Source organism: Gammaproteobacteria bacterium, from assembly GCA_015709695.1.
In the GTDB taxonomy this organism is placed as follows: Bacteria; Pseudomonadota; Gammaproteobacteria; order Steroidobacterales.
Genome location: CP054183.1, coordinates 1,354,183 through 1,374,528 on the forward strand (window position 1 = coordinate 1,354,183; position 20,346 = coordinate 1,374,528).

Consider the following 20,346-nt stretch of genomic DNA (forward strand, 5'->3'; position numbering starts at 1 on the left):
GGGCCTGCGCGCATCCACTGCCGTCAGTTGGCCACGCAGGAGCAGAGCATGTAGATGCCGCGCGGGTCGTTGAATGCAGCGAATGCCTCGAGCTGGCGTTGCGCCTCCCGTTTCAGGCGTTCGAGGCCGCTGGCCTCGCGGTGGCCCATGCGCACCCCCATGTGCCTTGCATTCTCGAGCAGGTGCACGGAGTACTGCTCCAGGAGCCTGGCTGGCCAGGCCAGTTCGGGCTCCACATACTGCACGCCGAAGGCCCCGTCCTCCAGACCCGCCCGCCTGGCAGCGGCATCGATGGCTGCTGGCAGGTCGCCCAGGGAATCCACCAGTCCCAGGTCCTTGGCATCGCTGCCGATCCATACGCGGCCTCGGGCGATGGCGTCGACGCGCTCCGGATCCATCTTGCGGGCTTCGGCGACGCTGCTGACGAAAATACGGTAGGCGTCCTGCACCGACTGCTGCAGGACATCGCGGGCTTCCGCACCCAGAGGCCGGTCCAGGCGCAGCTGACCGGCCAGGCGGGTGGTGCCAAAGCCGTCGACGTGGATGCCAAGCGCATCGAGCCCGCGGTCGATCGTCGGCACCATCGCGCCCACGCCGATTGAGCCGGTGATGGTGGCTTCGTCGGCCCAGATCTCGTCGGCTGCCATGGCGATGTAGTAGCCGCCGGATGCCGCCAGGCCGCCCATCGACACCACCAGCGGCTTGCCGGTCGCCTTGAGTTCACGCAGTTCGTCCAGCACGACTTCGGAAGCGAACATGCTTCCCCCGGGGCTGTCCACCCGCAGCACCACGGCCTTGATGCTGTCGTCGTCACTGGCCTGGCGGATCAGGCCCGCCAGTGTGTCGCCACCCACTTCGCCCGGAGGAGCCTCGCCATCCACGATCTGGCCGGAGGCAACGATGACGCCGATGCTGTCTTCATGGCCAAGGCCCGGACGCGTGCGGCGCAGCGCTGCCAGGTACTGCCGGTAGTCGATGCTGTTGTAGCCATCCTCACCCAGCTCATCGCCCTCCCCCACCTGGCCGATCATGTACTCGCGGAAATCCTGGCGGCTCATCAGGTCGTCCACGAGGTGGCGATCCTTCGCCACCCGGGATGCGGAGCCGCCGGCCGCCTGCAGGTAGGTGGCAAAATTGTTGGCATAGTCGTCCAGGGCACCGGGCTCGAGCTTGCGCGCAGAGACGACGTCACGCTGGTAGCTGCCCCACATGGACTGCAGCCACTGGCGACTCGCTCGCTTGTCGTCCTCGGACATGTCGTCGCGTATGAAGGGCTCCACGAATGACTTGTACTCGCCAACCCGGAACACGTTGACATCGATTCGCAGCTTGTCGAGGACGGCCTTGAGGAAGGTGCGGTAGTAGCCGAAGCCGTCCACATACACCATCCCCAGGTCATTCAGGTAGACCTCGTCAGCCTGCGCCGCGAGGTAGTACTGGCCCTGCTCGTAGGAATCACCCAGCGCGATGACCTTCTTGCCCTCGGCACGCACCTTGCCAATGGCCCTGGCGACGGCCTTCAGTTCAGGCAGGCCGCCCCCCTCGAGCTGCTCCAGGCGCAGGACCACTGCCTTGATCCGCTCATCGGTGGCCGCCGCCTCCAGGCTATCCACCAGATCGCGCAGCAGCACTTGCCGCACGCCATCGCCCTGCAGCTCCCCCAGCACGCGGCTCAATGGATCACCCGCGAGCTGCTCCACGAGCTCGCCCTGCGGATCCACCAGCAATGCAGCCGAACCCGGGACATGCACCGGCGGGCCGGATATGCCGGCGAGGAAGACACCGAAGACCAGCAGCAGCAGGATCAGGTGCAGGACCCGCCGCAGGCCGTTGAGTGCCCGCCAGATACCACCCAGGAAACGAAAGACGATATTGCTCTTGGCCATGGAAATCCCCGCTCGTGCCCTCAATCTGCGCTGCGATAGCTGATGCGGTAGATCGCACCCGCCGTGTCGTCACTCACCAGCAAGGAGCCGTCCGGCGCAACCAGCAAGTCCACCGGCCGGCCGAGGACCTGATCGCCATCCAGGAAGCCTTCGATGAACGGCTCGTAGGCGACGGCCTTGCCCTTCTCCATGCGCACCAGCGATACCCGGTAGCCGGTGCGCCCAGCCTCCTTGCTGCGGTTCCATGAGCCATGCTCGGCAATGAGCACCTGGCCGCGGAAACCCGCGGGGAACATGCTGCCCGTGTAGAAGCGCAGGCCGAGCGCTGCCACGTGCGGGCCCAGGGCCTGTACCGGCGCAACCGCATCCTTGCACTGGCCCAGGCCACCGAACTCCGGATCGCTGATCGTGCCTCCATGGCAGTACGGGAAACCGAAATCCAGGCCGGGCCTGGTGGCGTGGTTCAGCTCATCGGGTGGTCGATCGTCACCGAGCATGTCACGCCCGTTGTCGGTGAACCACATGTCCCCATTGCCAGGATCCCAGGTGAAGCCCACCGAATTACGGACGCCCCGAGCGAAATACTCCCGACCGGAGCCGTCGGGATTCATGCGCAGGATGGCGCCGAAGTCGGGCTCGTTGCAGACATTGCAGGGTGCGCCCAGCGACACGTACAGCTTGTCATCCGGCCCGAAAGCGAGATACCGCCAGCTGTGCAGCATACCCTTGGTCGGCAGGTTATCGACGACCACCGTCGGTGCAGGCGGCCGCTCCAGCCGGGATTCGATGCCATCGAAACGCAGGATCCGCTCCGGTTCCGCCACGTACAGCGCGCCGTCGCGGAAGGCGATGCCGTTGGGCATCTTCAGGCCCTCCGCCAGCACCAACGTCTGCGCTGAGCCACCGAGGGCGCCACGAACCGCATACACCTTGCCGCCGCGCTGCGTACCGACGAACAGGGTGCCGGCCCTCCCCATGGCCATGGAGCGCGCGCCGGGCACCGGTGCCAGCAGCTCCGCCGCGAACCCGGGGGGCAGCTTGAGGTGTCCCGGCAAGGCCCCCTGCGCCATCCCGGCCACTGGCAGCAGGGTGAGCAGGCAGGGCAACCAGCGTCGAATCCACATTGAAATGCCTTTCGCCGCCTGGCTAGCGGTGCAGCAATGCCAGCGAGACCTGTGGCAGGAATGTAATGACCAGGACCGTCCCCAGCAATACCAGAAGGAAGGGCAATGTTGCGCGATACACCCCGAGGATCGGCTTGTCGAAGCGATAACCCGCAACCACCAGATTGCGGCCCATTGGCGGCGCGAGGTATCCCAGTTCCATGTTGGCAACGAACAGGATGCCCAGGTGGACCGGGTCGATGCCATAGCGTGATGCGACGGGAGCGATCAGCGGCACCACCAGCACCAATGCGGCAAACATGTCCAGCACCGCACCGATGAGCAGCAGGAAGACGAAAAGCAGCGCCATGAAACCCACTGGACCGCCGACATACTGCGTCACCAGGCCAACGAGTCTCTCGGGCACCTCGGCATCGATCATCACGTTGGTGGATGCCATGGAGACCCCGAGGATGAGCAGCACGGCACCGACCAGGATCATCGACTGGCGGGCAATATGCGGCAGGCGGCTGATGGCAATGTCCCGCCGGATGACCACCTCCGTCACCAGTACGTACACGGCCGTGACGGCCGCGGCCTCGGAAACCGCGAAGACACCACCGTAGATTCCGCCGAGGACGATGACCGGCAGTGGAAGGTCCATCCAGCTCTCGCGCAGGGCGAGACCGACCTCCCGCCACGAGAACTGGCTGATCGGCACGCGGATGTGGCGGTTCACCCAGAGGCAGTAGGCGCCAAGGCAGACGATCATGAGGGTGCCGGGTACCACACCGGCAATGAACATGTCATCGATCGACGTCTCGGTGATGACGCCATAGAGGATCAGCGGCAAGGACGGCGCGAAGAGCAGGCCGAGGCAACCCGCCGAGGTGATGAGGCCGAGGCTGAAGTCCTCGCTGTAGCCTGCCTGTGTCAGGGCCGGGTACAGCGCCGCTCCCAGGGCGATGATGGTGACCCCGGAGCCGCCGGTGAATGCCGTGAACAGTGCGCAAGCCGCGATGGAAACGAGGGCAACGCCCCCGGGCATCCAGCCCATCAGCGCCGTCGTGATACGCACCAGCCGCGCCGGTGCGCGGCTTTCCGCCAGCACGTAGCCGGCGAAGGTGAACAGCGGAATTGCCAGCAGGATCGGTGTTTCCGCAAGGCCGAGCACTTCGATGGCGATGGCCGAGAGCGGAATGTCCGCACTGCGGAAGCCGGCTATGGCTCCGGCGGCGATGACCGCGAACAGCGGTGTCCCCAGCAGTGTCAGCAGCAACAGCAGGGCCGGCGCCATCAGCCGTCCCCGGCCTTCGACCCGGCATGACGCCAGGCGTCGAGGCTGCTGAGCGCGTAACGCCAAGCAAGCAGCACGAATGCGACAGGCAGGATCGCCTGGATGGTCCAGGCTGGCAGCTGCCCGCCAAACGCCCGGTCGTCGATCTCCATGGAACCGGCCACGAAGCCGTACGAGGCCCACGCCAGCACCGCACAGACGAGCGCCACGAAACCATTCGTCGCCATGCCGACCCAGCCCTGCCAGGTGCGGGGCAGGTAGCGGGAAAGGACATCGATGCTGACGTGGCGTTGCTCGCCGCTGGCTGCCACTGCTCCGGCCATGGTCACCCAGAGGACCATGATGCGCAGCGCCTCATCGGCCCAGCTGAACCCGGACCCCAGCAGGTTGCGCATGAGGATCTGTGTGGCCGCAAGGCCGATCATGGCGACAACCAGCACCGTCAGCACCGCAGTCTCGACCAGCCTGCCAAGATGCGCGGCCCGATCAAGCCAGTGTACCCGGAGCGGCTGCATCACTGCCTGCCGGCGGCGCCTGCCCTTGCCGGCTGTGCCTGGCGGTACTCCCGCAGGTACGCATCCACCTGCGCCCGCAGGGCAACGTGATAGGTGCCCTCGCGGCCAAGCTGCTGATTCGCCTCAGCCACGGCGCTGCGCCAGGCACGCAGGTCCTCAGGCGTGGCATCGACGATGGTGATGCCGCTCGCCACCAGGGCTTTCACGGCCGCATCCTCGTCGCTGGCGGTCTGCTGATCGAGGCGCCGGTAGACATCCCCCATCACCTTGCGAAACACCGCCTGGTCAGCGGGGCTGAGCTTCGAGAATGGCGCGGCATCCACGGCCATCAGACCCATGGTGTACATCAGCGGTACACGAGTCATGTACTTCACCCGGGTGTGCCATTGAAGCGCAATGACTCCCACTGGCGGTGCGGCGACGATGTCCAGCAGCCCGGTCTGCAGCCCGGTCAGTACGTCGGTCACGGGCAAGACCACCGGCGAGAGTCGCAGTGCCTCCATGGCTGCCGTGCTCACCCGGTCGCCCTCTGGTACCCAGATCTTCCGGCCCCGCATGTCGGCGGTGGTGCTGACCGGCTGGCGGGAAAAAATCCTCGCGAACCCGCCACCCGCCATGCCGAAAGAAACGAAACCGGCCTCCTCGAGCCCCTTGGCGATGACGGGGTCCATGCGCTGGCGGACATATTCGACCTCGGCCAGCGATTCGAAGGTCAGCGGCAGGCCGTAGACGACGATGTCGGGATAGCGCTCGACGAGACCGTTGGCAGTGAAGGCACCACCCTGCAGCTGCCCGATGCGGATCTTGCGCAGCACCTGCTTCTCGTTGCCCATGACGCCGCCACCATAGAGCTTGATGACGACGCGCCCCCCGGTCTGGCTCTTGATTTCCGTGGCGGCCGCACGGATCGCCTGCATCCACTCGGACCCCTCGGGGGCCACCGACGCAAGCTTGAATTCCGCGCCGCTGGTCACGCTGGCCCATAGCAGGCACGCCAGTGTCATGCCGACAAGATCCCGGATCTTCCGCCCCATCGATTCTCTCCCGAGCCTTCCAGGACCCGCCATCAGAAATAGTCGTCGGCCGATGCCAGCAGGTCCCGTGCCTGCGCCTGGGCCAGGGTATTGAAGAGCGTCAGGCCCTCCTGGCGCGGGGACGCATCCAGCACCTCCCGCAGCAGGCGATCATGCAGGTCGCGGTCATATACCATGCGTGCGTAGCTGCGTGCGAACTCCACCTTGGCTGACAGGTCACGCCCGCCGCTGATCTCGATGGCCCGCTCGAAGTAGGCACGGCCAACCTCGGGTCTGCCACCCAGCGCTTCGGGTCTCAGGGTGTTGAGGATACCGAGATACATGTTGATTCCGGCGGGATTCGGTGCGCCTGGCATGTCGAGCAGCCGCTGCAGCGCATGCTCGACCTTGGGCAGGCCGGCAATGGCTGCCCAGTCACCGCTGTGGGCACGGATGAAGGCCAGCGAGCCGACACAGTAGCTGTAGAGGGCTCCGGCATCACCCGGACGGAGACGATCGACGGCCGCTGCATAGGCGTCGTACGTCATCTCGTCCAGCTGGCAGGCCTGCCGGTCTGCGGCACAGATGGCGCGTGCGCCGTATTCGCGCGCACGCATCGTCAGGGATGCAGACCGCTGCTCCTCGTGCACGAAGGCCACGCCGTATGCGGCGTAGAGCTGCGCGGCGGCCTCCAGGTAGCGAGGGTTGTCGGGCTCGCTGCGAACCAGGGCATCCAGCAGGATCAGATAGGCCGGAGTGCCCTCGCGCACCAGTTCGGGATCGTCCTGATTGAGTATGGCCTGCGACAGGCCGTCCGCGAACCGTGTCGTCGCCGCCCCGGCAAGTGCGGCGCAGCCGACCGGACCCATGGCAGGCAATGCGCCTGCCAGGATCAGCAGCAACGCGCCGGCCGGCCTGCGGCGGCTCTGCCACAAGCCCTGGCCGAAGCCAGGCAGGATTCCGACCATCGGGCAGTCGCCCCGGTCAGACTCGTTCCTTGATACGGGCAGACTTGCCGCTGCGCTCGCGCAGGAAATACAGCTTGCCGCGCCTGACGTCACCGCGACGCTTGACCTTGATTTCCGCGACCCCCGGGCTGTAGGTGGGGAAGACGCGCTCGACGCCTTCGCCATGGGAAATCTTGCGCACCGTGAACGAGGAGTTGGCGCCGCGGTTGCGCTTGGCGATCACCACACCCTCGTAGGCCTGCAGGCGCTCGCGCCCGCCCTCCTTCACCCGCACCTGCACGACGACCGTGTCGCCGGGTGCGAACTCGGGAACCTGCCGCTGCATGAGTTCGGCTTCAAGCTGTTGCATGATCTTGCTCATCGTCTTTCACCTTCGTCGTGCTGCGCAGCCGCTCACGGCTCCGCTTCGTTGAATTTGCTCAATCTCCGCCAGGAGTCCGGTCGTGCTCGGCGAGAAACTCCCCGAGCAAACCCTGCTCCTCATCCGTCAGCTGCCTGCCCCGCAGCAGGTCTGGGCGACGCAACTGCGTGCGTCCCAATGCCTGCTTCAGACGCCATCTGCGGATGGCCTCGTGATTGCCTTCGACCAGGACCGCCGGCACCCGCCGACCGTCATCGAGCACCTCCGGTCGCGTGTAGTGCGGAAAGTCCAGGAGATGCCCGCCGAACGAATCCGCCTCCGCGGAGCCTTCGTCCCCCAGTGTCCCGGGCAGCAGCCTGACGATCGCGTCGATCACCGCCATGGCCGCCACCTCGCCGCCACTGAGCACAAAGTCACCCAGCGAAATTTCACAGTCCGCCTCCGCCTCCACCAGGCGCTCGTCGAACCCCTCGTAACGCCCGCAGACCAGGACCAGACCAGGCCACGAGCCCATTTCACGTGCCATGGCCTGGTCGAACCGCCGACCCTGCGGTCCCAGGAAGGCGACCCTGGCTCCGGCCGGCAATTCGGCCCGTGCTGCCTGAATCGCATCCCGCCACGGCGCGACCTTCAGCACCATGCCCGGACCACCCCCGTAGGGGCGATCATCGACGCAACGGTGCGGGCCCTCCGCGAAGTCCCGGGGGTTGATGCAGGCAACCTCCGCTATTCCGCCGGACAATGCCCGGCCGCAAACGCCAAAACCCGCTACCGCGGCCACCATGTCAGGAAACAGCGTCACCACGCGGACCCGCATCGCCATCAGCCCGCCGTCTCAGAAATCAGCGTCCCAGTCGACTTCCATCGTGCCGGCGGCGAGGTCGACCGTCTTCACCACCGTAGCCAGGAAGGGCACCAGCCGCCGGCGCTCCCCCCTGACCACCAGGACGTCATTGGCGCCCGTGTCCATGATGTCCTCGACCCGGCCCAGTTCCCTGCCGTCCCTGTCGCATACCCGCAGTCCGATCAGGTCGGAGCAGTAGTACTCGCCCTCGGCGGTTCGGCCGAATCGTCCGCGTGGCACACGGATGGCCGAGCCGATCAGGGCACGGGCCCGGTCACGGTCATCGATACCAGCCAGGCGGGCGATGATTCCTCGCCCGTGCATGGCTCCATCCAGCACCGCGTACTCCCCCTGCTGGCCGTCTCCGACCAGCCAGGGACCATACCCCAGGATGTTTTCCGGCGGGTCGGTGTACGAATAGATCCTGACCCAGCCCTTGACTCCGAAGATGCCCGAAATTCGTCCGACCAGAACCTGCGCTTCCGCGGCCTCGGCCGGCTTGTCCACCAGGTTACCCTGCGCGGAGCTTGCGTATTCCGCGCCGCACTCAGGCGGCTGCGGCCCCCGTCGCGGCCTGCTGGGCCGCACGGTAATCATCCAGCAGTCCGGAAACACGGGCCGAGAGCTGCGCACCCTGGCCTGTCCAGTACTCGACGCGGGCCAGGTCGATCTGCAACGCCGTATCGCGGCCGGTCGCAATCGGATTGAAGAACCCGAGCCGCTCCAGGTACCGCCCATCGCGCCGGTTGCGATGATCGGTCGCGACGATGTGATAGAAGGGCCGCTTGGTCGTGCCGCCGCGGCTCAGTCGAATGGTCACCATGCTCAGTCTCTTCCTCTGGTTTTCGCTGCGCCGGCGATGCCTGACTCCAGGGATCTGACGCTCGCGTAAACGGTGGATTTTACGGGAATCTCCCGCCCGCTGCACAGCCTATCGCGAATAAATCCCGAGTCAGTGGCCGGTGAACCGCCCGGGCCCGCCCGGCATGTTGCGCAGGGCCTTCTGCAGGCCGCCCCTGGAGAATCGCTTCATCACTTTCTGCATCTGCTCATGCTGCTTCAGCAGGCGGTTGACATCCGGTACGCCAACCCCCGCGCCGCGCGCAATGCGCTGGCGACGCGACCCATTGATACTCTTGGGAAAACGGCGCTCCGTCGGGGTCATCGAGTTGATGATCGCTATCTGGCGCCGGAGGGCTGCGGGGTCCATCTGGCCAGCCAGCTTGTTGGCGGACATCCCGCCTGGCAGCGGTAGCTTGGCCAGCAGGCTTTCGATGCCGCCCATGCCCATCATTTGCTGAAGCTGGTCGCGCAGGTCGGCCAGGTCGAAGCCCTGTCCCTTGCCCACCTTGCGCGCGAGCCGTTCGGCCTCGGCCTTGTCCACTTTCTGGCCGAGGTCTTCGACCAGCCCGAGGACATCACCCATGCCCAGGATGCGTGTCGCCATGCGTTCCGGCACGAAGGGCTCTAGCGCCGGCAGCTTCTCCCCGGTGCCCACGAACTTGATGGGCTGGCCGGTGACAGCGCGTGCCGAGAGTGCGGCACCGCCGCGGGCATCGCCATCGGCCTTGGTGAGGATGATGCCCGTAACCGGCAAGGTCTCGGCAAAGGCGCGGGCGGCGTTGACCGCATCCTGCCCCGCCATGCTGTCGAGGACGAACAGCGTCTCAGCGGGGCTGGTCAATGCATGCAGTTCCCGCAGCTCCGCCAGCAACTCGTCATCCAGCCGCGTGCGGCCGGCCGTGTCGAGGATGAGCACATCCGCCTGCTCGCGTCTCGCAAGCTCCATGGCGCGCCTGGCGATGTCCGCCGGGCGTTCGCTGGGGCTCGACGGGGCACAGCTCACCCCTGCCTGCCCTGCGAGGCGCTCGAGTTGCAACATCGCCGCGGGCCGGCGCGTATCCAGGCTGACCAGCATCGGCCGGCGCCCCATGCGCTCCTTGAGGTAGACAGCAAGCTTGCCGGCACTGGTGGTCTTGCCACCGCCCTGGAGTCCCACCAGCAGGATCGGCACCGGTGGCTGGTGGCGCAGGTTGATCGCGGCCGGCTCGGTTCCGAGCTGGCTGGCGATTTCCTGCTGGAGGATGGCAATGAATGCCTGGCCCGGGGTGAGGCTGCGGTTGATCTCGGTGCCGATCGCCCGCGCTTGGACACGGTCGATCAGGTCGCGAACCACGGGAAGGGCGACGTCGGCCTCGATGAGCGCCCGCCTGACCTCGCGCACCGCTTCCTGGATGTTCTCATCAGTCAGCCGCCCACGTCCGCGGACGTGGTCCACGACCTGACGCAGCCTGTCGGTCAGATTGGCGAACAAGCGCACACTCCTGTGATCGATGGCCCGGCGTTGCCGGTGTTTGCCGGCATTTTAGCGGCAAATGCCACCAGCGTCCCGCGGGCAGTCCTGGCCGGCAGCCGCCTTCCTTGACATCGGCGGCAGCCATTCGCAACGATGGATCCTTATCCCCCAGACAGGAGCATTCCTCACCTTGGGCATTGACATCCCGCTGGGCACGCTTTTCGGGTCCATGCTCTTTCTCCTGCTTTGCTCCGCATTTTTCTCCGGAACCGAAACGGCCCTGATGTCGGTGAACCGCTACCGGTTGCGGCATCTCGCAAGTACCGGCCATCGCGGTGCCCGCTTCGCCGAGAACCTGCTGAAACGACCGGACCGCCTGATCGGCGTCATCCTGTTCTGCAACAACCTGGTCAACAACGCGCTGGCCGGCATCGTCACCGTGGCAGCCATGCAGCTCGGCGGCCCGGCTGCTGCGGCGATTGGCACCGTGGTCGTCACCATTGCCGTCCTGATCTTCGGAGAAGTGACACCCAAGACCTACGCGGCGGTGCGGCCCGAGCGCGTGGCATTCACCGGCGCCTATTTCTATCACTTCCTGCTGCGGTTCCTGCTGCCGGTCAGCTGGTCAGTTGCCCTCATCACGTTGTTTTCGAATGGCTTGCTGCGCCTGCTGGGGATGCGCCCGGAGGACAGTGCCGGCCACAACCTCACCATCGAGGAGCTGCGGACGATACTGGCGGAATCTGGTGCGCTGCTGCCGCGCAAGCGGCACGAGATCATGATGCGCGTACTGGAACTGGGCGAGATCACCGTCGAGGACATCATGATCCCGCAGAGCGAGGTGGTCGGCATCGACCTCACCGACGACTGGGAGAAGATCATCGCCACCATACGCGGCAGTGGCTACACGAGGTTGCCGGTCTATCGCGAGGCGATCGACAACGTCGTCGGGTTGCTGCACGTCAAGAGGCTCATCGCCCATCCCAACTCCGAGAAGCTGTCAGCCACCGTCCTCGAATCACTGCTGGACGAGCCGTATTTCGTGCCGGAAGGCACGCCGCTGAACAAGCAGCTGGTGCAGTTCCAGCGCAGTCGCCAGCGAACCGGCTTCGTCGTCGACGAATATGGCGACATCCAGGGGATCGTCACGCTGGAGGACCTGCTGGAGGAAATCGTCGGCGACTTCACCAGCGAGCCAGCGGATGCCGGTCCCAGCCTCCCGCGCCCGGATACCGCTTCCGGAGGCTACATCATCGATGCCAGCGCCAACGTCCGGGTCCTCAACCGCACCATGCACTGGAGCCTGCCGACAGACGGTCCCAAGACCCTCAACGGCCTGATTCTGGAGAAGCTCGGCAGCATTCCCCGCAAGGGGACCGGCCTGATGCTCAACGGCTACGCGGTCGAAATCCTGCAGACCAGCGGCAACGTCGTGGAAACCGTCCGCATCCGCCAGCCGGAGGAAGCACCACCCGGCCTTGCCCGCGAAGCCTAGCCCGCTGCAAGGGACAGGGCGTGCAGCGCCTCGGCCAGGCGCGTCACGCCGACGACCTCGATTCCGGGCACGGGACGGCGTGCAAGGTTTGCCCGCGGAACTATCGCGCGCCTGAAGCCCAGCTTCGCCGCCTCGCGTATACGCTCCTCGCCGAAAGCCACTGGCCGGATCTCGCCACCGAGACCCACTTCACCGAAGACCACCGTGGCGGCTGGCAGCACCGTCCCGCGCTGGCTCGATGCCACCGCGGCGAGCAGGGCCAGATCCGCGGCGGTTTCGCTCACCCGTACACCTCCAACGACATTCACGAACACGTCATCGTCGTGAGTGTCGAGCCCACCATGCCGATGCAGGGCCGCCAGGAGCAATACCAGGCGATTCTGGTCCACCCCGACCGCCAGCCGCCGGGACGCACCCCCGCCCCCCCGGTCCGTCAGCGCCTGCACTTCGACGACCAGCGGCCGCGTTCCCTGGTGCAGGACGGTGACCGCCGCTCCCGCCACCCGCTCCCCGGGGGGCGAGAGGAAGATGGCCGAGGGATTGCGCACCTCGCGCAATCCCTCTTCGCCCATGGCGAAGATGCCGAGCTCGTTCGCCGCGCCAAACCGGTTCTTCACCGATCTCAGCAGACGATACCGGCTGCTGGTCTCGTCCTCGAAATACAGGACTGCGTCCACCATGTGCTCGAGCATCCGCGGGCCGGCAATGACGCCCTCCTTGGTCACGTGACCGACGAGGATGATGGCTACCCCCGCTGTTTTGGCCAGCTGGATCAGCCTTGCCGTGCACTCACGAAGCTGACTCGGCGATCCGGGTGCCGCCGACACGGAATCCGCCAGCATTGTCTGGATGGAATCGATGATCAGGCAGGCGCTGCGCAGCTGCCTGGCCGCGTCCACCACCTCCTCCACGCTGGTCGTGGCCATGACCGTCACCGCTGCCGGGTCGAGGCCCAGCCGGCGCGCACGCAGGGCCAGCTGGTCAGCCGATTCCTCGCCGCTGACATAGAGTGTCGGCCAGTCCGCCTGACTGATGCCGGCCACCTGCAACAGCAACGTCGACTTGCCGATGCCGGGAGCGCCCCCCACGAGGACGATGGACCCCGGGACCAGGCCACCGCCGAGAACGCGGTCGAACTCACCGATGCCTGTCGGCCGCCGCTCCACCCCCAGCGGGCGCAGGTCCGCCAACCGGGTGGGGCGCGCCTCGGGTCGCTGCCGCGACGCGTTCGGTTCGAGTGTCCGGGCCTCGGGATCCAGGCTGTTCCAGGCACCGCAGGCGGGGCACTGGCCCTGCCATTTCAGGCTGGTCGAGCCGCATTCCCTGCAGCTGTAGGCGATCTGTGTTCTGGCCATGGGAACTGTGATCCTGCTCTCACCGGCGGCTGCCCGGCCAGTCGCAAATGACGCCGGCCACGGGAGAATCCCAACCGGTTCTCAGTCGTCGGCCGGCGCGGCCGATACTATGTCGAAATGCGTGCGTGGGACAGCGTTACCAATGGTGGCTCGCTGCGGCCGGGGCCGGCTGGCCTGAGCATCCTGCTGGCCGGCGTACTGCTATCGCTCGCTCCGGTATCGACGCGCATCGAGCAGGGAATCTACGACCTCACCCAGGGCCTGCAAGGCGCTTCCGGCAGCCCGCAGGTCGTCATCGTCGATACCAGCCAGATCGACGAGGGTGCAGGCAGCCTGTGGGAGGCAACGAGCTTTCCCGATGTTCTCAGGGCCCTGGGCAAGGCAGGCGCGCGCCTGGTGATTGCGCTCGATCCGCCCCCCGCCGGTGATGCGCTGCCCGACGCTGCGCAACTCGCGGCGCTTGCCGAGATCGAGCGCCGCGGCGGCGCGGGTCCTGACGGCGGCGCCTTCGTGCGCCGGCTCACCGACATGCGTCGCCGTGCCGAATTGCACTCGGCAACCCTCGCCGCGATCGGCAGCCTGCGCAACATGATCCTCAGCGCCCCGACCTTCGAGGGCACGCGCGCCATGGGGGCCAGCGTGACGGGCGCTTGTGCGCGGCATCTCATCGAGGTCGTGTCGGACTCGCCGGATGCCAAAGCGGCCCCGATGCGACGCGTGCGTGCGGTGGCTGCGCCCGCAGACGCCATATGCCAGGTGGCGCTCGGCATGGGCCACGCGGAATTCTGGCCGGACTCGGACGGCATCGTCCGCCGTCACGACCTGCTGGTGGGGACAGCCAGCGGACAACTGCCCTCGGTAGCGCTGCGCGCGGCACTGGCGCTGACGTTCCCGAACGGCAAACCGCCCACGCTGGACGCGGAATCCATCCGCTGGGAGCAGCACCGTGTCCGTACCTCCGGTGGCGCCAGCGCATTGCTGCGCTACTACCCCGGACACGAGCAGCAAACTGCCTTCGAGATCGTGCCTGCCGGGAAGTTGCTGGAGTCCGATGCGGCAGCACGGCGCGTTGCCGGCCACATCGTCATCCTCGGGCATGGCAGCCTGGCTGCCACCGACAGCGGCTACCCGACACCGCTCGAGGACCGCAGTACGCCGGCATTGCTGGTAGCCACCGCGCTGTCCAACATCCTGCAGGAGGATTACATCGTGCGGCCGCCCTGGCTGCAGTGGCTGGAGATCTCCCTCATGCTGATCATCGGCGCCGCCATCCTGCGCTGGGGCCGGACGATGCCGGCAGCGCTGACGGTCATGATCGGCCTGTTCGGTGCCGCCGCGATCCTGGCAATCGAAGCCTATCTGCTGCTCGGGCCCGGTCTCTGGGTTCACCTGGGCAGCGTCGCCGTGTTCACGGCCGTGGCCAGCGGTACCGTACGCCTCATGCACCCCGCGGCAACGCATGTCGGAGCACCCGTGCTGGCTGTCGCGGCCGCGGCAGGATCGCCGGCTCCCGCAATGGAACCGGGCAATGCTGCAGACGAGCTGGACATGGCGTTCTCCGTGCTGCGTCACCAGGCGCCCAGTGCCCACGTCAAGGAGCGCCTGTACGAAGTGGCCCTCGAGCATGCCCGCCAGCGCGACCTGGCCAAGGCGGAGCGCGTCCTGCGGCACCTGGCAGGAATCGATCCGGAATTCCGGCATGCTGGCGAGAAGCTGAAGAAGCTGGCCGGCCTGCGCAGCAGCCTGCAGGGCGGCCAGAGCGCGCCGCCTGAAGCGCCTTCGCTCCGCCCGGTGCTGAAGCCGACAACGGATGCGCCCGCGCTCAACGGCCAGACCATCGGACGCTACCAGATCGAGGACGCCATCGGCCGCGGCGCCATGGCGACTGTCTATCTCGGCCGTGACCCGAAGATCAACCGCCGTGTCGCCATCAAGACCATCGCCCTGGCCGAGGAATTCACGGATTCCGATCTGGTCAACGCCAAGACGCAGTTTCTGCGCGAGGCCGAGTCGGCCGGCCGGCTGAACCACCCGAACATCATCAGCATCTACGACGCTGGCGAAGATGGCCAGGTTGCCTACCTTGCCATGGAGTACTTCCCCGGCAAGTCCCTCAGCCACTACGCCCAGCCCGGCAACCTGCTGCCGCCACGCCGCGTCCTGGAACTGATGGCCCGGGCCGCGGAGGCACTGCACTACGCACATGGCCAGCATGTCGTGCATCGGGACGTGAAGCCTGCAAACATCATGTACGACCGCGAGACCGACGCCCTGAAGATCACGGACTTCGGCATTGCCCGGCTGACCGACAGCAGCCGCACCAAGACCGGCATCATCCTCGGCACGCCCTCCTACATGTCGCCGGAGCAACTGGCAGGCACGAACGTGACCGGGCAATCGGACCTGTTCTCCCTGGGTGTCACGCTGTACCAGTTGCTGACGGGCAACCCGCCCTTCCGGGCCGATTCCATACCGCGACTGATGCAGAAGATTGCCCACGAACGGCATCCGTCGGTCCGCGAAGTCCGTGACGACCTGCCGGCCTGCATCGACAGCGTGCTCGACCGGGCCCTCGCGAAGGACCCGTCGGACCGCTACCCCAGCGGCCGTGCCATGGCATTGGCGTTGCGCGACTGTTGTAGTAGGTTGGAAACATCGTCCCCCGCACGGACCTCATGAGCCTGCGAAACAAAATCCGCGCCGCGCAGCTCACGGATGTTGGCCGTGTGCGTGAGCACAACGAAGACGCCATAGGCGCCAACCTGGATACCGGGCTGCTCGTGCTCGCCGACGGCATGGGTGGCTACAATGCTGGCGAGGTGGCCAGCGGCATTGCCGTGCGGACGGTGCTGGAATTCGTGGGTGAAGCCTGTCGCCGCGAGGACCGCAGCGCCCTGGACCCCGAATCCCGCCTGATGCGCCAGTCCATCATCCTGCGCGATGCCGTGGCGCGGGCCAACAAGATCATCCACCAGACCGCCAAGAGCCAGCCGCAGTGTGATGGCATGGGCACTACCATCGTCGCGCTGCTGTTCCACGACAACCGGGTATCCATCGCACACGTCGGCGACTCCCGCATCTATCGCCTGCGACGTGGCCGCTTCGAGCAGCTGACCATGGACCATTCCCTGCTCCAGGAGCTGGTGGACAGGGGCTATTACTCCCAGGAAGAGGCTGCCCGCTCCACCAACCGGAATTACGTGACCCGGGCCCTGGGAGTCGAGCCGGCCGTCCAGGTCGAGGTCCAGGAAGACCACGCCCTGCCGGGGGATATCTACCTGATGTGCTCGGACGGCCTGCCGGACATGGTCGAAGATGAAGACATTCACTTAACGATCAGCACTTTTAATGCTAATCTTGAGATCGTTGGTCAGCAGCTGATCCAGCTCAGCAATGATCATGGGGGCAAGGACAACGTCTCGGTGATTCTGGCGCAGGTCGTCGAGCCTTTTCCGGCGCGGACAGGCCTGCTCACCAGGGTCAAGAGCATTTTTGGGTAGCCTTTCACTATGGCACGCCTCATTCTCAGCCTCGACGGCCAGGTGCTGGCCGAATACAACATGATGAAGGAGCGCTACACCGTTGGCCGGCTCCCGGACAACGATGTGCGCATCGACAACCCCACGGTCAGCGGGCACCACTCGCTGATCATCAACATCCTCAACGATTCGTTCCTCGAGGATCTGAACAGCACCAATGGCACCTACGTCAATGGCAAGCTGATCAAGAAGCATGCGCTGCAGAACGGGGACCTCATCACGGTTGGACGCCACCAGCTGCGTTTCGTCGACAGCGCCACCGACAGCGAGGACCACGACGAGTTCGCTCAGACCATGGTGCTGTCGAAGTCCGACATGGCCGCCAGTGGCGTGCACGTCGCACCGACTGCTGCCCGTGGCGCGGAGCGGGCCGCTCCCGCGGTCATATCCGCGAAGATCCAGGTGCTCAACGGCAACTTCGCTGGCCGTGAGGTGGCGCTCAACAAGGCCCTCACCACCATGGGCCAGCCGGGCGTGCAGGTGATCGCGATCACGCGCCGCGGGGACGGCTACAACCTGGTGCAGGTGGAGAATGCCCCGAACCGCGAGCCGCCGAAGGTCAACGGCCAGCCGATCGGCTCACAGGCGCGCAAGCTCAATGACAACGATGTCATCGAGCTGGTCGGCATCAAGATGGGGTTCTTCCTCGACTGAGTCGGTGCCTGCCTCAGCCGGCGACCTGCCGCAGCACACGCGGGCCCATTCCGGCCAGCAGCTCGTACGGAATGGTGCCGGCACAGCGGGCAACCTCCTCCACCGGCAGGCCGTTTCCCCACAGGACCACCCTGTCGCCCGGGCCAGGCAGCGGAACCTCGGTCAGGTCGATGCTGATCATGTCCATGGAAACCCGGCCGATCACCGGTGCGCGCTGGCCATTCACCAGCACCGGCGTGCCGCACGAGGAGTGCCAGGGATAGCCATCGGCATAGCCCGCGGCTGCCACGCCGATCACGCTGTCCCGCGCAGCCTGCCAATCACCGCCATAGCCGACACGGCTGCCACGGGGCAACCGGCGTACGGCCAGCAACCGGCTCTCGAATGACATGGCCGGCGCCAGGCCCAGTGAAGCCGCAGCGTGATCCGGCAGGGGCGAGGCACCGTAGAGCATCAGGCCCGGCCGGACCCAATTGGCCTGCCCCGCTGCCAGTACGCCATCCCTCGCAATGGCCTGTCCAGCGAGGATTCCTGCCGAGTTGGCAAAGCTGACCTCGCCCACCCAGCCTTGGGCCACCGCTTCAACAACCGAGGCCTCGAAGGCCGCCAGCTGCGTCGCGGTCTGTGTCGAAACCGGGTCATCCGCCGCAGCGAGGTGGGTCATCAGACGGACCGTGCCGCCGGCCGGCCTGGCACGCAGCCGCGCCAGCGAATCCAGCAGGGTCCCGGGCGCGATCCCCAGGCGCCCCATGCCCGTGTCAATCTTCAGCCAGACATCGATGCGTGCCGGGACCTGCTCAAGCCTTTCGATCTGCGCCGGATCATGGACCACGACGTCCAACCCGCGGTGGACCGCCTCCTCCAGCTCGCTGCCGTCGATGAAGCCACCCAGCACCACGATCGGCCTGGTGATCCCGGCCTCGCGAAGCCGCACGGCCTCCTCCATGCGCGCCACAGCCAGGCCGTCAGCGTCATCCAGGGCACGGGCAACGGCGATGAGGCCATGCCCGTAGGCATCCGCCTTGATGACGGCGAGTACGCGGCAACCTGGAGTCCGTTCCCGGACATTCCGCAGGTTATGACGCAGCGCTCCGGCACTGACGACGGCCACCGCCGCCGGCGTCATGAAAATCCCTCGATCTCCGGGGCGTAGTTCTCGAAGCGCGTGTACCTGCCGAGGAAGGTCAGCGGAAACTCGCCGGTCGGGCCATTGCGCTGCTTGGCGATCGTGATATCGGCGATTCCCTTGCGCGGCGTATTCTGGTTGTAGACCTCTTCGCGATAGATGAAGACGATGAGGTCGGCGTCCTGCTCGATGGCGCCGGATTCGCGCAGGTCCGACATGACCGGCTTCTTGTCCTGGCGCTGCTCGACACTGCGGTTGAGCTGTGACAAGGCGATGACGGGTACCTTGAGCTCGCGGGCCAGCGCCTTCAGCGAGCGTGATATCTCGGAGATCTCCGTTGCCCGGTTCTCGGCGTTGCCGGCCACCCGCATCAACTGCAGGTAATCGAGGACGATGAGCTCGAGGCCATGCTCCTTCTGCAGGCGCCGGGCCCGCGAACGCACTTCGGTGGGCGTCAGCGCCGGCGTGTCGTCGATGAAGATGCGCGCATCGGCCATCTGGCGCACGGCGCCGTGAATGCGCGGCCACTCCTCGTCCCCGAATCGGCCATTGCGCAGGTGCGACTGGTCCACGCGCCCCAGCGAAGAGATCATGCGGAAGGCCAGCTGGTCGACCGACATCTCCATGCTGAAGACCGCCACCGGCAGGCGCGAACCGAAGGCGGCATTCTCGGCGATGTTGAGCGCGAGCGTGGTCTTGCCCATCGAGGGCCGGCCCGCGACGATGATCAGGTCGCCCTTCTGCAGGCCCGAGGTCAGGTCATCGAAGCGCGAGAAGCCCGTGGAAACCCCGGTGATCGCGCCGCCCGCCTGGTGCAGCTCGTCCAGGCGGTCGATGGTCTTGCCGAGGACATCACGCAGGTGCACGAACCCGGCACCGCCGCGCTGCCCGCGGCGGGCAATCTCCAGGATGCGCTGTTCGGCCTCGTCCACCAGTTCGCTGGCGGGACGGCCCTCGGTATGGAAGGCGCTGCCGACGATGCTGTTGCCAGTCTGCACCAGTTCGCGCAGCAGGGCCCGGTCGCGGATGATGCGCGCGTAGTCCGCGACGTTCGCCGCGCTCGGCGTATCCCGGACCAGTGTCGCCAGGTAACCCAGGCCGCCGGCATCGGCGAGCTCGGCGCGACTCTCCAGGTACTCGGAGATGGTGATGGCGTCGAAGGGCTGGCGCCGCTCCGCCAGCGCACGGATGGCAGCGTAGATCAGGCGGTGATCCGGCCTGTAGAAGTCCGCCTCGGAGACGAGGTCCGCGACCTTGTCCCATGCCGCATTGTCGAGCATGAGGCCGCCGAGCAGGGCCTGCTCGGCCTGCACCGAGCTCGGCGGCAGGTTGAGCCTGTCGATCCCGGCCATGGACGGCTCTGCAGCGAAGGAAGCGCTGGCCATGGCGGCGCCTGCCGCTCCGTTACGCGGACGCGGCGTCCTCCGCCACGACATTCAGCGTGATCGATACCGTGACGTCGGCATGCAGGTGCAGGTCGACCTGGTGCTCGCCGATGCTGCGGATGGGCCCGGCGGGCATGCGCACTTCGCTGCGCTCCACCGGGCAGCCTGCGGCCGTGCAGGCCTCGGCAATGTCCACCGTGCCGAGCGAGCCGAAAAGCTTGCCCTCGCTGCCCGCCTTGGCCGGCACCCTGAGCTGCAGCTGTGCCAGCCGATCGGCGCGCGCCTGGGCTGCGGCAAGTTCCGCAGCCTGCTTGCCTTCAAGTTCGGCGCGGCGCGCCTCGAACCTGGCGATGTTGGCCTCGGTGGCGAGGGTCGCCTTGCCCTTGGGCAGCAGGAAATTGCGCCCGAAACCGGGCTTCACCTTCACCCGGTCGCCGATGTTGCCGAGATTCGCGACCTTTTCGAGCAGTATGACTTCCATGAGCTTCTCTCGCTTATTGCTTGCGCCA

19 protein-coding genes are annotated in these 20,346 nt (G+C 66.5%); 4 read left to right on the top strand and 15 right to left on the bottom strand.

Annotation, left to right across the window (positions count from 1 at the left end):
* Window positions 1-23: 23 nt before the first annotated feature.
* The 11 genes from sppA to ffh form a co-directional block, all read right to left on the bottom strand.
* On the bottom strand, window positions 24-1,886 hold the full coding sequence (gene sppA, locus HRU81_06415) for a signal peptide peptidase SppA (GenBank protein QOJ31760.1): 1,863 nt from the start codon (window positions 1,884-1,886) through the stop codon (window positions 24-26).
* Between the two features lie 20 nt (window positions 1,887-1,906).
* Window positions 1,907-3,010 carry a sorbosone dehydrogenase family protein gene (locus HRU81_06420; GenBank protein ID QOJ31761.1) on the bottom strand — a complete coding sequence of 368 codons (1,104 nt, stop codon included), beginning with the start codon at window positions 3,008-3,010 and terminating at the stop codon, window positions 1,907-1,909.
* A gap of 22 nt (window positions 3,011-3,032) precedes the next feature.
* Window positions 3,033-4,286 carry a TRAP transporter large permease subunit gene (locus tag HRU81_06425; GenBank protein QOJ31762.1) on the bottom strand — a complete coding sequence of 418 codons (1,254 nt, stop codon included), beginning with the start codon at window positions 4,284-4,286 and terminating at the stop codon, window positions 3,033-3,035.
* Complete coding sequence (locus tag HRU81_06430; protein QOJ31763.1) at window positions 4,286-4,801, bottom strand: TRAP transporter small permease; 516 nt, start codon at window positions 4,799-4,801, stop codon at window positions 4,286-4,288. Before HRU81_06430 ends, HRU81_06425 begins: the two co-directional genes overlap by 1 nt.
* Complete coding sequence (gene dctP / locus HRU81_06435) at window positions 4,801-5,805, bottom strand: TRAP transporter substrate-binding protein DctP (protein QOJ31764.1); 1,005 nt, start codon at window positions 5,803-5,805, stop codon at window positions 4,801-4,803. Before dctP ends, HRU81_06430 begins: the two co-directional genes overlap by 1 nt.
* A 62-nt stretch (window positions 5,806-5,867) precedes the next feature.
* Complete coding sequence (locus HRU81_06440; protein ID QOJ33311.1) at window positions 5,868-6,683, bottom strand: hypothetical protein; 816 nt, start codon at window positions 6,681-6,683, stop codon at window positions 5,868-5,870.
* A 115-nt stretch (window positions 6,684-6,798) separates the two neighbouring features.
* Entirely contained in the window at window positions 6,799-7,143 is a 345-nt protein-coding gene (rplS, locus tag HRU81_06445; GenBank protein ID QOJ31765.1) for a 50S ribosomal protein L19, read from the bottom strand.
* A 58-nt stretch (window positions 7,144-7,201) separates the two neighbouring features.
* Window positions 7,202-7,960 (bottom strand): tRNA (guanosine(37)-N1)-methyltransferase TrmD, encoded by a 759-nt coding sequence (gene trmD, locus HRU81_06450; protein QOJ33312.1) that lies wholly within the window; start codon window positions 7,958-7,960, stop codon window positions 7,202-7,204.
* An 18-nt stretch (window positions 7,961-7,978) separates the two neighbouring features.
* Window positions 7,979-8,494: a ribosome maturation factor RimM gene (gene rimM, locus HRU81_06455; protein QOJ31766.1), complete on the bottom strand. Its 516-nt coding sequence runs from the start codon at window positions 8,492-8,494 to the stop codon at window positions 7,979-7,981.
* Window positions 8,495-8,534: 40 nt separating this feature from the next.
* The gene (gene rpsP / locus HRU81_06460; protein ID QOJ31767.1) at window positions 8,535-8,810 is read right to left on the bottom strand and encodes a 30S ribosomal protein S16; all 276 of its coding nucleotides are present in this window, start codon (window positions 8,808-8,810) and stop codon (window positions 8,535-8,537) included.
* Window positions 8,811-8,939: 129 nt separating this feature from the next.
* Window positions 8,940-10,301, bottom strand: a complete 1,362-nt coding sequence (ffh, locus tag HRU81_06465; GenBank protein QOJ31768.1) for a signal recognition particle protein — start codon at window positions 10,299-10,301, stop codon at window positions 8,940-8,942.
* Between the two features lie 211 nt (window positions 10,302-10,512).
* Between ffh and HRU81_06470 the strand changes: the two genes are divergently transcribed.
* Window positions 10,513-11,778, top strand: coding sequence for an HlyC/CorC family transporter (locus HRU81_06470; protein ID QOJ33313.1), 1,266 nt, complete (start codon window positions 10,513-10,515; stop codon window positions 11,776-11,778).
* On the opposite strand, the gene radA is transcribed toward HRU81_06470, so the two are convergent.
* Window positions 11,775-13,133, bottom strand: a complete 1,359-nt coding sequence (radA, locus tag HRU81_06475; protein ID QOJ31769.1) for a DNA repair protein RadA — start codon at window positions 13,131-13,133, stop codon at window positions 11,775-11,777. The two genes, HRU81_06470 and radA, sit on opposite strands and share 4 nt — an antisense overlap.
* Before the next feature lie 117 nt (window positions 13,134-13,250).
* Here radA and HRU81_06480 point away from each other — a divergent pair, with 117 nt between their 5' ends.
* The 3 genes from HRU81_06480 to HRU81_06490 are packed head-to-tail and all read left to right on the top strand — an operon-like array spanning window position 13,251 to window position 17,326.
* Window positions 13,251-15,812 carry a protein kinase gene (locus HRU81_06480; protein ID QOJ31770.1) on the top strand — a complete coding sequence of 854 codons (2,562 nt, stop codon included), beginning with the start codon at window positions 13,251-13,253 and terminating at the stop codon, window positions 15,810-15,812.
* A complete protein-coding gene (locus tag HRU81_06485) occupies window positions 15,809-16,633 on the top strand; it encodes a Stp1/IreP family PP2C-type Ser/Thr phosphatase (GenBank protein QOJ31771.1) in 825 nt (274 codons plus the stop codon). The genes HRU81_06480 and HRU81_06485 overlap by 4 nt, the downstream gene beginning before the upstream one ends.
* Before the next feature lie 9 nt (window positions 16,634-16,642).
* The gene (locus HRU81_06490) at window positions 16,643-17,326 is read left to right on the top strand and encodes an FHA domain-containing protein (GenBank protein ID QOJ31772.1); all 684 of its coding nucleotides are present in this window, start codon (window positions 16,643-16,645) and stop codon (window positions 17,324-17,326) included.
* A 13-nt stretch (window positions 17,327-17,339) separates the two neighbouring features.
* On the opposite strand, the gene alr is transcribed toward HRU81_06490, so the two are convergent.
* The 3 genes from alr to rplI are packed head-to-tail and all read right to left on the bottom strand — an operon-like array spanning window position 17,340 to window position 20,318.
* Window positions 17,340-18,452 carry an alanine racemase gene (alr, locus tag HRU81_06495; GenBank protein QOJ31773.1) on the bottom strand — a complete coding sequence of 371 codons (1,113 nt, stop codon included), beginning with the start codon at window positions 18,450-18,452 and terminating at the stop codon, window positions 17,340-17,342.
* Window positions 18,449-19,837, bottom strand: a complete 1,389-nt coding sequence (dnaB, locus tag HRU81_06500) for a replicative DNA helicase (protein QOJ31774.1) — start codon at window positions 19,835-19,837, stop codon at window positions 18,449-18,451. The genes alr and dnaB overlap by 4 nt, the downstream gene beginning before the upstream one ends.
* A gap of 19 nt (window positions 19,838-19,856) precedes the next feature.
* Window positions 19,857-20,318 carry a 50S ribosomal protein L9 gene (gene rplI / locus HRU81_06505; GenBank protein ID QOJ31775.1) on the bottom strand — a complete coding sequence of 154 codons (462 nt, stop codon included), beginning with the start codon at window positions 20,316-20,318 and terminating at the stop codon, window positions 19,857-19,859.
* Window positions 20,319-20,346 lie beyond the last annotated feature (28 nt).